Below are 12,098 nucleotides of genomic sequence, written 5' to 3'. Positions count from 1 at the left end.
TCCTTTGCGAGCATCAGTCTTGCATTAGAGAGCGACTTGAGGCGCCCCGCTTGACACTTGTCACTTTTCGTACGGCGGTTCATAGTGCCGCGACTTGATCAATCAAGGAAGCCCCTGCGTTTCCGATGCATCGGGCGAGCGCGGACGGCAAGCACGGGAGCTATCTTTCCCACATCACCCGAAGGCGAAGACCATGATGGCAAACGGCTCGAACGGCAGCGTCTTCGGATTTGGACCTTACTCCCTCGACGTCGGCGGCAGAACGCTGAACCGCGGCAACGCGGAGGTCATGCTGGGAAGCCGGGCATTCGATCTGCTCACGGCACTTGTACAGCGCCCCGGCGAGGTGATCTCGCGTCGCGAACTCATGTCTGTCGCCTGGTCAGGCCTGAATGTCGAAGAGTCCAACCTTCGTGTCCAGATGGCACATCTGAGACGGAAACTTGGCTGTGGGGTTGAGGGCACGCGCTACATAACCAGTGTCGCCGGCCGGGGTTATTGTTTCGTCGCGCCTGTCATGGTCAAGTCGGAGCAGATAGATAGCGGAATTGACACAGCTCGAGAGCCTCCAATCGCTCCCCAGCTTGTTGTGGCGGACTCGCCGTTCTTCCGGCCGCAGCGACTGCCGCGTCTCGTCGAGCGCCTCTTCGGACGCGAAGAGAACGGTGCAGAGCTGGAAAAGGCCATCAAGTCCTGGCGGTTTGTGACTGTGGTCGGACCTGGAGGGGTAGGTAAGACTTCGCTGGCTCTTGCCGTAGCCCAGAAGCTCACAGGCTTCGAAACGGTCCATTTTGTCGATCTGAGCACGGTCTTGACACAGGATAGAGTGATCGACGCGGTTGCCGCAGTTGGCGGCCTTAATGTTGTTCCAGGTGTTTCCCCACTGGAGCGCTTCGTCGAGCATGTTGCGAAGCAGCGCAGCCTAGTTGTTCTCGATAATTGCGAGCACGTCATCGATGCGGTTGCCGGCATTATAGAATTCGTCAGAGAACGGGCAGAGGGCACCCATCTCCTCGTCACGAGCCGTGAGGCATTGCGTCTCCCCGGTGAAGCGATCTATCTGTTGCGGCCACTTGGCGTCCCACCGAACGCTGGCCGTCTAACCCCTGAGCAGGCGATCGCATGGCCCTCGGTTGAGCTCTTCATGGATCGAGCGGCCCGAGGCGGATTCCTTGATGCTCTCGATGATCGGAACGCGGCCGTGATCGGGACAATTTGCCGAAGGCTCGATGGCAATCCTCTCGCTATCGAATTGGCTGCAAGTCGTGTGGGATCATATGGGTTGGAGAAGGTCGCCGCCCTGATCGACAATCAGCTTGTCCTTCAATGGAGAGCCAAACGGAATGCCGAGCGACGCCACCAAACGGTCGAAGCGATGCTCGACTGGAGCTATGACCTGTTGACCGAGACAAGTAAGCTCTTCCTGCAACGGCTCTCGGTATTCGCCGGGGACTTCTCTCTCCATGCAGCCCTTGCCGTAGCCAAGGCGAATGACTCGTCGCCCTCAGAGGCGAGCCAAATGATCGACGATCTCGTGGAAAAATCGCTGGTTTCGGCTTTTTCGCCGGAAGGCTCATCGCGCCTAAGACTTCTTGAGATCACGAAGACCTATGCCACGGCGAAGCTCGGCGAAACAGGGACCGGACGCGGAGTTCGCAGAATACACGCGGTCTATTACGTTGAGTGTCTGCGCAAGCTGGCCAGTGATAGAAGCGTTCGGACTGACGCGGAGACTGGCTTCGACGTCCAGTTCGACGTCGACAACGTACTGGCCGCGCTTGATTGGGCCTTCTCGGAGGACGGAGAGCTGCCACTCGCTTTGGAGCTGTGCAAGTTTTCGATACCGATGTTCATGGACCAATGGCGCATGGTCGAATGCACGAAATGGTGCAGGCGGGCTCTTTCGGCCATTCCCGAAAGGCTAACCGGCTCGGACTTGGAACTGCGGCTGCTGGAGGGGTTCGCCACTTCCTCTTTCTATACAAGCCATAATGTCACCGAAACGGACGCCGCCTTCCAAACCGGAATAGAGCTCAGCAAACGGCTTAAGGACCACAGAACCGAATTCCACCTGCGCGCCGGACAGCATTTTCTAGCGTTGAAATCCGGCAGCTATCCGAAGATGCTCGACCTGGCCAAACGCTACGCAGCGGACGCCGAAATAAAAGGAGGGCCGATCGAGCGTGTTGTGGCGCAGTGGCTGCTGGGTTCGTCCTATCAGATGTGCGGCGACCAGAAGCTGTCGCAGGAAGCCTACGATGTCGGTTTCCTGGAGGAGGCGGCACTCGGCCTCGCGCCGCTGGGTCAACTCGATATCGCTCAAAAGGCAGTTGCAAGAATTCTGCATGCACGGATGGTCTGGTTGAGGGGGTCACATAATCGCAGTCTCCAGTTCGTTGAAGAGGCGATCCGCGACGCGCGTCAAGATGTTGGTCCACTGTGCGTCACGCTTGTCGTCGGCGTGGAGGTACTCCTCCTTTGCGGCAAGTTCGATGAGGCGCGACCATATGTGCAGCGGCTGAACACTTTAACACGGCGCTACTCGTTGGCTGGGTTGCACGAAGCTGGTTTGACGATGCGCGATCAGCTTCGCCTTTTCCAAGGACATACGGACCGTGCCATCGATTTATTGAGGGCGCATCTGGATGCCGTGCTCGGCGGCCGCCTCGTGGCGTCTACACTTACTGCCTTGGGCGCGCTTGCCCAAGGCTTGAACAAATTAGGAGCCCACGAAGAAGCCATGACCGCAATAAATGCGGCCTTGGCCGTAGACGAAAACGCCGGCGGCAGTTTCAGGCAGCCAGAGCTTCTGCGGATAAAGGCTATAGTCCTCGCCGATGCGCCCAAACCCCGTCTGGATAAGGCGAACTCGTTGCTGAAGCGGGCCTTGTGCTTGGCGCGGGAACATTCGTCCCTTAGTTGGGAACTTCGGATCGCCACGGACATTGCACGCCTGGGCAAGAGAACGGGGGAAGAGGAGGCCAAACAATCACTCCATGCTCTCCGGGAAATCTTGACTCGGTTCGACGGTGGAGAAGTCAGCGCTGACGTTTCCGCGGCAAGAAATCTGCTCGACGGCAAGGCTTCTGAAGAGGAAAGTGCAGTGGCTCGACCCTCTGCCGAACACGCTCCCCGGCATTAGCCGTCGGCGACGACAGATGTCCGGCTGGGTTGGGCCGCGGCGCGACCGTAGCCCGCACCAAAAGAATAGTACTACAAGTGTAGCGAAAATGCTCCGTAGGCGCGACAAACCGGCAATCTGATCCGTTTCTATGGCCTCTTCTGGAGGCCCATATGTCGACAAGAAAACAGCTCAACGCCACACCTCAAATCCGGCATCCGCAGCTTGTCTCATTGATGGATGAGACGATCGCGCACTCAAAAGAGCCGGAGGCGATACCCTCGTCATCTGTTGAACAGTATGTACTCCGGGATCTGTTGTGCGGACTTGCGCTCATGGGGGCGGCCTTGCACGCCTCGCATGAGGCAATTGCAATGCAGTCGCACATACTGGCATCCGCCGGAGGCAAAAAACCCATACGTGCGGAATTTCTGGGTGGGAGATGGCGGTGGTTGATCCGCTCGAAATTATCCCAACGTTTGTGCCGGAAAAAGAAGACAGTCCCATCCGTGAGCCGGAACCGGCTTGGTGAGATCTCGCGCTGGCGCCAGACGGAAATGCTGCGCGAGGACCGGAGGTCGCGAAGCAGGCGCCGATCCGCCGGCAGGGGTCCATTGCTGTGCGCCCCGGCCGGCGGTCCAAAAATCATAAAATGCCCAAACTTCAATGTGTTCAATGTCGGTCTCTGCGAATGTGACTGAACCAGATTCGGTCCTTTGCTCCTGTCTGAATGCGGCGTCAGCGGCGTCAGCCACTTCACCGCCGCCATCGCAGCCATCCCGTGGCGTCGCAAAGCTTGCCAGAACGAGTTTGCTTTTGGCGACTGCGGTTTTGGAATTGCATTGGCCGAAGTCGCTGTCCCGAAATCAGGCCGAAACATTTGTCCGATTGGGTAGAGCAAGCTGGTGCAGGATGCATCGCATAACAGATATGCACGATGCCACCGGCGGTGCGCCGGCGCGCTTGCCGATGTCCGCCTGTCTTTGTTTCTACACACAAAATTGGGCAGCGGGAGCCCTTCAGCGTGCTGCAGATCGAATGGGTGCCGCAGCTAGCGCGCCGCGGAGGATGGGAAGTTGCTGCCCCGGCAGCAACTTCGGCTGCTGCCGGGGCAGCGTCACGTCAGAACTTCAGCACAGATCGTCCGACGATCTCGTTCTTTCTCAATCGATCGAGATAGGGATTGATTTCCTCGAAGGAGAAGGTCTCGATCGTATGGCGGATCTTGTTCTTGGCGGCCAAAGCCATCACCTCGGCGAGATCGGTGTTGTTGCCCCAGAACGAACCTTGAATGGTCTGTTCACGGGAGACGCGCGGGAAGAGGGGAATGTCGATGCGATCGGCGATGAAGCCGACGTCGACATAGTGACCACTAATCGCAAGTAGTCCGGTTGCGATCTCCACGGTCTCCTTGGCACCCGCGCAATCAATTGCCGCGTCGATATCGCCCTGCCCCGTCGCCGCCTTGAGCTCAGCAACTATATCACCAATGGATTTCCCGTTAATATTGATGATGTCATCAGCCCCGTATTCCTTGGCAAGTGACAGCTTCTCTGGATTACGTGCAAAGGCAACCACCCTCGCCCCGCTCCCAAGCAGCTTTGCATATTGTACCGCATAAGCACCGAGACCGCCAACGCCAAAGACGCCGATAACCCTGTCGGGGCCAAGGACACCGGCGTTGCGAAGCTTCTTGATGGCGCGGTATGGTGTCAATCCAGCGTCGGTGAGCGGCGCTATTTCCTCGAACTTGAGACGCTTGTCGACCTTAATTACGTAGCGGGCGGGAACTGGGATGGATTCTGCGAATCCTCCATATGCACCAAAGCCCGGCCAGCGCACATTGGCGCAGATCTGGGTATTGCCAACAAGGCAATGCCGGCAGGTGCCATCACCCCAGCCGGGCGCCACGACGACGTGATCGCCTTCCTTGATCGCTGACTTCGGCACCAGGCTGCCGACCCTGTCGATGATACCGGTGATCTCGTGTCCCGGAGTGATGGGCCGCGGAATGTCGGCATAGGTGGTGAAGAAACCGTCCACGAGCAGAACGTCTGATCGGCACATTCCGCAGGCCTTGATACTGACCAGAACCTCGTCCGGCTGAATGTCGGGAACCGGCACCTCCTCGAGGACGAGGGGCTTGTTGTATTCGTATAGGCGGGCCGCTTTCATGTCTTTCTCCTCTTAGGTTGGTGGATGTGCATCGGAAGGATTTTTGTCTGGACCTCACGCGATTGCGGCAATGGCGGCTTCGGCAACAGCAATGTCCTGTTCGACGGATCCAGCGCTTGCGCCAACGGCGCCGATGATCCTGTTGTCGCGCACTACAGGGATGCCGCCCCCGAAAATGATCACGTTTCCTCGGTTTGTCTGATGGATGCCGTAGAGCGGCTGCCCGGGCTGGGCGAGCGTTGCGAGATAGGCTGTCGTCTTGTCAAAGAGGCGTGCCGTGACTGCCTTGTTGATCGCCAGCTCGATGCTGCCGATCAGCGCCTCATCCTGACGGACGAAGGCGACCAGATGGCCGCCGGCATCGACGACGGCGATGTTATAGGCGATGCCGAAAGAAACAGCCTTCGCCTCGGCAGCGCGCAGCATCCGCTTCGCCTCTTCAAGTCTGATCGATGCGTTTGTCAGTGGCATCTGGTCCTCGCTTCAAATTCAATGATGTCGAACCTGTCCTAGGAGGGGATGCCGCCGGCGGCGGAGGCACGAAACTCACGGATGACATTGGCAAAAGGCTAACATCCCGGCGCTGTCGCCACCTGTTAAACCTTGAGAATTGAAGGGAATTGTCCTTGGCCTTACCGGAATGAGTTGCAGCAAATTCAAATACTTGCGCCTAACTATGCGTTGCGGCAGGAGAAGCCTCGGCAACACAGATGAGTGCAAATGTCCTAGGTGAAGGAGCCAACCGGCTGTCATGCTTAACCAGCTGGCTCAAATATTTTCCGGTGTTCAGGTTGCTGGCTGGCGAGAATAGCCCCGATAAACCGACCTTATCTCGTCGCGGAAGCTTCTGTTGATGCGATTCACTCCCTTGCCGCGTGCCCCGCCAAGAGGTGTCGCAAAAGCTTCACGCCATGTTCGCTTGCGAAGTGGTCCAGCTCCCGGCGGGTCGAATGTTTACAGCTCCGAAGGACAAGGGGAAAAGACGCCAAACTCGCGAAAGGCGTTTCGGGAAGAAGTGCGGGTGCATTGCGCACAGCCACAAGATGTAGGTCGTTGGTCAGGACGGGTTCCGGATTGAATCTGCTGATCGACGAACTGTCATAGATGACCGCTAGGTCCAGCCTGCCATCACTCAGCCACTCCAGGAGGTGTCCCTGTTGATCCCTCGACGATTTGCATCTGCGTCCCGGGAAAGTCAGTTCGCAATCGCGACATCAACGGAACGGTCAACAACAGTGCAGTCGACGGCATGATGCCCACCGTAATCGCCTTGCCGACGACCCCACTCATTGCTTCCAGTCTAGCGTGCACGCTTGCCAAGGTCGCGGTCACCGACCGTGCAGCTTCAAGTACGACCGCGCCTTCATCGGTTAGGACCACGCCGCGTCCATCGCGATGGAAGATCACAGCGCCGAGTTCGGACTCAATCTCGCGCACAGCCCGGCTGAGGGTCGACTGTGTAACGCCAAGGACGATTGCCGCACTGGAGAGGCTCCCGTGCTCTGCAATCCTGATCAGATACAAACAGGATACGAGATTCATCGGCTAGGTTCCAATCGGTTTATGCTGGTCCCGAATTTAGGGCGCGGAGCTGAGTCCTGTCACGGCGGCGAGCGGACGCGAAATCGCAACGCCAGCACCCCGCCGAAAGGGCGCTGTCCGATCGAATGATCAGCGGATGTCGCGAATGCCTACTTCACCCGATTACATTCTCCGCCACCGGCGTCGCCTGAAAGGTTAATAACAAGCGCCGATCTTAGCACCCATGCGATCGCCACCGGCCGGCATGTCCGAATGGGACTGCGTTTCGAATATCCACTAGAGACGCCGGTCTATCGAGTAAACCGGCTTAAACTTAGCGAATTCTTCCGTCGGCGGGTCGCTAATTCACGCACCGGCCCTGATTGGACGGCGTCGATCTGAGTCTGCATTTGCAATCATCAACGCCGTCTACGGGTCCAGAATATGACTGCCGCCTTAGCGGGCAGGAGTGAAGTGCTACAGGTGCCTAACCAAACGGACGTCCCCTGATGGGGACGTCCCCGCTTATTCTTAGGCAACCTTGGCGCTCAATCCCGCATCTAGCGCCGAGACAAGGGTCTTTGCCAGCTCGTGATCGGAGCGGGGGTTCTGGCCGGTTATCAGTTCCCGGTCGTGAACGACGTAGGGCTGGAAATCCCGTTCGCTGCGGGAGACATTGCCGCCGGCGAGCTGCAGCGCATCGACTACGTGCCACTGCATCTTCGCGTGCAGGATCTCATCCTCGATATATTTCTCTTCCTCATTGGTGAAGATGGTCATCCTGTAGCCCGCATAGGGCCAGCCCTCGGCGGCGGCAGCCTTGGCGGCACCGGTATCGTTGTCCTCCAGTGCCGTGCGGAAAGCCTTCATCTCGGTCAGCGATGAGATCAGGGCAATCGGACCATGGCACAGCAGCGCCGTCGGCTTCGCTCGCATGTGGAAATGTTTCAGTATCGTGCCGAAGTCTGCATCCTGCGACAGGTCGACGATCGGTGCTTGGCCGCCCGGCACAAAGACAGCCGCATATTTGTCAAGGCCGTCGGCGACGACCGACGTGAGGGTGCGCGGATGCTGCATGGCGGGGTCGGTTTCGAAAAAGGCGATCGCCTTTTCGAACGCAGCCTGATTGTTTTCGAAATGCCCGACCGCCCATGACACTTCGTCGATGATCGGCTTGGTGCCGGTCGGCGTTGCCAGCACATAATCATACCCCGCCTCCACGACCGTCATGACCGGAACGACGAGTTCGTTGAGATAAGTGCCGGTCTTGCCGATCACGCCGCCGGCCAGTGGAATGCGATCGGCTGCCGATACGGCGACGAGAATAGTACCCTTGCTCATGGTGCCTCCATGGCGTTTGTGTGACGCCTGCTAGCTGTTGGGTGCAGTTGAAGCGCGGATGGGATCATCCACCTTCACAATCATGATTTCGTAGCGGCGAAGGTGCAGATGACCCTATCTGCCGGTCAATCACCGCCGCCTTATTCTAGAAACGTCGGCAGTGGAGCTGAAGTAAAACCCCGTGAAACGGAGTTAATTCGGACCCCCCTGGGTGATGGTGCTATCACCGGCTTTCGAAGAAATAGCAGCATCGCCCCCGCCTGAATGGTGACGAGATGCCAGTCGTTCATGCAGCCATCCTCGACCCAATACCGGCATATCGGCGCAATCAAGATCCCGTTTCAAAGACGATGAGCCACGATCTCTGTGAACTCGAAAAGATGGGCTCTTGCCACGGTTCGATCTCCATTTATCGCGCAGGCTTTGCGTTATTCTCACGCCGCAGCGAATTGAGGGGCGCGCGGCAGCGTGACGGCAAACACGACCAAGCCAAGAAACGTGAGGACGAACCCTGCCCATACCGCCGAGAGCAGACCGAAACCGGCGGCAATCGCCGCTCCGCCGGCCCAGGCGCCGAAGGCGTTGGCGACGTTGAGCGCCGCAAGGTTCATAGCGCCCATCAGTGTCGGCGCCTCCGGCGCAAAGCTTGTCAGCCGCACCTGAATCGTCGGAATGGCGATCATCATCGTCGTGCCGACGCTGAAGAGACCAATCATCAGAAATGCGACATTGTCGCCCAGCGAAGCAAGGGCTGCCAGCACGATCAAGGCGCTGCCGAAACCGACGATGAGGCCGCGCGACGGATACCTGTCGGCGAGGCGCCCGCCGATAAGATTGCCGGTCGTCATGCCGATGCCGAAAAGGGCGAGCGCCAGCGGGATCCACGCCGGATCGATAAACGCGACATTGGTCACGAACGGCCCGATGAATGTGTAGACGGCAAAGATGCTGGCGACGCCAAGAGCAGCGACGAGCATCATGATCCAGACGGCTCCGCGGCGCAGCGAACTGAGTTCCTGCACGATCGCTCCCCCGTTCAGCGCATCAGTCCGAGGCACCCATGCCCAAAGCGCCATAAGCGCCAGCACGCCGACGCCAGCGACGGCGAAATAGGTGTTACGCCAGCCGAGGTTCTGGCCGAGGAAGGTGGCGAGCGGCGAACCGATAATTGTGGCAACGGTCAGCCCGGTCATCACGAGCGCAAAGGCTTTGCCACCATGTCCGGGTCCGACGATATAGGAAGCGACGACGGCGCCGGCACCGAAATAGGCACCCTGCGGCATACCGCTGATGAAGCGGGCCATGGCGAACATTCCGAGGTTGGCGGCGAGTGCTGAGAGCACGTTGCCGACGATGAACAGGCCGAGCAAGGCAAGAAGCAAGCTCTTTCGGTTCAGCCTAGCGGCAGCGAGCGTGACAAGCGGCGCACCGATCACCACACCGAAGGCATAGGCGGTGATGGCGTTGGTTGCCACCGGTATGCTGATATCAAGACTGTCAGCAAACAGTTGAAGAACGCCCATGCTTGCGAATTCGGATGTGCCGATACAGAAACTCCCAAGCGCCAGCGCAAAGAGCGTGAGGCCGCGCCGCCGGCGTTGTGCCGCATCCGTACAATGGATCGCGACCGCCGTGCATTGAGGTTCAAAAGCTTTCTGAAACATGTTCCTCTTCGAGCTCCTCTGTTCGACCTAAGGGTGGGGATCGAGGGCAGCGAACCTTCGCCGGAGTTTCCCCTTGGTGCCACAACCAGGCCCGTTGCGGCCGCTCATAGTAGCGATGCTTCGGGCCGCATGGGGTTAAGCGTGGTAAAACTTCGAGAATTTTCTGCGTGACCTGGCAGAGGCTGCCCCAATCGAATGAAGCTTCGAGCTTAAGGGGACGGTCGAGGATTTCGGTGCGAGTGGCGAACCGGTGACGGCAAGGTAGCTCTTGGGACGCGGCAATGCGCGACGGAACGCCACGATTCCTTCATCGGCATAGAGTTCATGGTGCCAAGGCGCAGCTATTCCTTCTCATATTTTAGCGAAGGCTGCCGGGATCGCAGGCCGAGTACCGCCGAAGCTGGTATATTCGACCGACCGATCAGCTGTCACGCGAACGAGAGCGGGCGAATTCACCGGAAACTACAGCGCTTAACTCTCTCTCCGGAGAATCCGACGCTAGATTGAACGGGCATCGCCGAACGACATCTGCGCCCTAGCGCATGGGCGCAGAGCTCCGCGCTTATCAAGGCAAATCATAAACAACGACATCGAGGCCCCCCATGATTGAAGTCGTCCAAGCATTCGATCGGTCGCCAATTGCCGAACTTCCAAGCGACGATGCGGCCGCACTCGAACGAAAGTTGAGCACCGCCCAGCACCTGTTTAAAGATCGACCCAACTGGCTGAAGCCCTATCGTCGTATCGAGATACTTCATCGGCTCGCCGCTCTGGTTCAGGACAAACGCGCAGATTTCGGCCGATTGATTGCCCGCGAAGGCGGCAAGCCTCTCACCGATGCGCTTATCGAGACTGATCGCGCCATCGATGGGATCCGCTACGCCGCGAATGAGCTGCGGACATGGGCCGGTCGGGAAATCCCGATGGGCCTGACGGCGGTAAGCGTCAACCGCCGCGCCTGGACTGTTCCGGAGCCAATCGGCGTCGTTGCCGCTGTTTCGGCCTTCAACCACCCCTTGAACCTCGTCGTTCACCAGATCGCGCCGGCAATTGCCAGCGGCTGCCCGGTCATCGTCAAGCCGGCAACGGCGACGCCGCTCAGTTGCGTCGAACTGGTCAAACTGGTGCATGAGGCGGGCTTACCCGATGGCTGGGTGCAGACCTTCCTGCCCGAGGATCGCGCCCTCTCGGAAGCTTTCGCAACCGATTCCCGGATCGCATTCCTGAGCTTCATCGGTTCGGCAAAAGTTGGCTGGCAGCTTCGCTCGAAGCTTGCGCCCGGTGCGCGCTGCGCGCTCGAACATGGTGGCGTGGCGCCGCTGATCGTCGACAGGAGTGTCGATCTCGACCGGATCATCGAACCGATAGCAAAGGGCGGCTATTACCACGCGGGCCAGGTCTGCGTATCAGTGCAGCGCATCTATGTGCACACGGACATTGAACAGACATTTATCGAGAAGTTCGCTGCCCACGTCGCGGCGTTAAGAACTGGCGATCCGACATTGCCTGAAACCGAGGTTGGGCCGCTGATCACGCCGAAGGAGGCTGACCGAGTTGCAGGCTGGATTAAGGAGGCTGTCTCGGCAGGTGCAAGAGAGTTTGGCGGTGGGCGTGTCAGCGAGACGACTTTGAAGCCATCGGTTCTTGTCCGGCCGCCGAAGGACGCCAAGGTTTCAACTCTCGAGGTCTTCGGGCCACTCACTTGCATCTTCCCCTTCGAAACCCTGGATGAAGCCATCGCGGAAGCCAACGCGCTGCCGGTCGCCTTCCAATCGAGCATTTTCACGCAAGATCTCGCGGCAGCCTTCTATGCTGCCGAACGTCTCGACGCCTCTGCGGTCATGATCAACGATCACACAGCGTTCCGCACCGACTGGATGCCGTTTGCCGGACGCCGTGAATCCGGCTACGGCATCGGCGGCATCCCTTATACGATGAAGGAGATGACAGCAGAAAAAATGCTTGTATTCAAACTGTAATGATCGGACGAGAGAGTGCTTCGTCCATCCACCGCCGTCGCTTCCTCTCCAACAAATGCGACGATGATGGACCGCGCTGGCCTAACGCTGAGTGTTGTACCCCAGAGAAGTTACCGGTCTCAAAGGTTTCAAGGTCACAGAGACGAAGACAGGCATGAGCACTTCGTTATTGCAACGATCACGTCGTCCTGGCGTAAGCCTCCTCATTGTCCATGTCTGAAGTCGCGTCGGAGCGGCACTCTCGAACGAACGCCGATAAGGCCGCTTGAAATTTCCGAAGTTCCTCATAAAAGGGAA

General features: G+C 58.5%; 8 protein-coding genes. 2 read left to right on the top strand and 6 right to left on the bottom strand.

From position 1 onward, the window contains the following. Nucleotides 1–193 precede the first annotated feature (193 nt). Complete coding sequence (locus AB8B33_RS35760; RefSeq protein WP_439019107.1) at nt 194–3,142, top strand: winged helix-turn-helix domain-containing protein; 2,949 nt, start codon at nt 194–196, stop codon at nt 3,140–3,142. A gap of 1,101 nt (nt 3,143–4,243) precedes the next feature. Here the strand turns inward: AB8B33_RS35760 and AB8B33_RS35755 are convergent. The 6 genes from AB8B33_RS35755 to AB8B33_RS35730 form a co-directional block, all read right to left on the bottom strand. Beyond that, on the bottom strand, nt 4,244–5,296 hold the full coding sequence (locus AB8B33_RS35755) for an NAD(P)-dependent alcohol dehydrogenase (protein WP_439019106.1): 1,053 nt from the start codon (nt 5,294–5,296) through the stop codon (nt 4,244–4,246). 54 nt (nt 5,297–5,350) lie between these two features. After that, complete coding sequence (locus AB8B33_RS35750; protein ID WP_439019105.1) at nt 5,351–5,767, bottom strand: GlcG/HbpS family heme-binding protein; 417 nt, start codon at nt 5,765–5,767, stop codon at nt 5,351–5,353. A gap of 389 nt (nt 5,768–6,156) precedes the next feature. Further along, nucleotides 6,157–6,402, bottom strand: coding sequence for a hypothetical protein (locus AB8B33_RS35745; protein ID WP_439019318.1), 246 nt, complete (start codon nt 6,400–6,402; stop codon nt 6,157–6,159). Nucleotides 6,403–6,424: 22 nt separating this feature from the next. Continuing rightward, complete coding sequence (locus AB8B33_RS35740) at nt 6,425–6,838, bottom strand: LysR family transcriptional regulator (RefSeq protein ID WP_439019104.1); 414 nt, start codon at nt 6,836–6,838, stop codon at nt 6,425–6,427. A 510-nt stretch (nt 6,839–7,348) separates the two neighbouring features. After that, complete coding sequence (locus tag AB8B33_RS35735) at nt 7,349–8,158, bottom strand: type 1 glutamine amidotransferase domain-containing protein (RefSeq protein WP_439019103.1); 810 nt, start codon at nt 8,156–8,158, stop codon at nt 7,349–7,351. A 434-nt stretch (nt 8,159–8,592) separates the two neighbouring features. After that, nucleotides 8,593–9,822, bottom strand: a complete 1,230-nt coding sequence (locus tag AB8B33_RS35730) for an MFS transporter (protein WP_439019102.1) — start codon at nt 9,820–9,822, stop codon at nt 8,593–8,595. Nucleotides 9,823–10,424: 602 nt separating this feature from the next. On the opposite strand from AB8B33_RS35730, the gene AB8B33_RS35725 reads away from it, so the two are divergent. Further along, nucleotides 10,425–11,801, top strand: coding sequence for an aldehyde dehydrogenase family protein (locus AB8B33_RS35725; RefSeq protein ID WP_439019101.1), 1,377 nt, complete (start codon nt 10,425–10,427; stop codon nt 11,799–11,801). Nucleotides 11,802–12,098 lie beyond the last annotated feature (297 nt).

The organism is Rhizobium sp. 768_B6_N1_8, from assembly GCF_051811225.1.
GTDB lineage: Bacteria > Pseudomonadota > Alphaproteobacteria > Rhizobiales > Rhizobiaceae > Rhizobium.
Note: the sequence above shows the minus strand (reverse complement) of the source record. Positions and strands in the feature narration are given on the sequence as shown.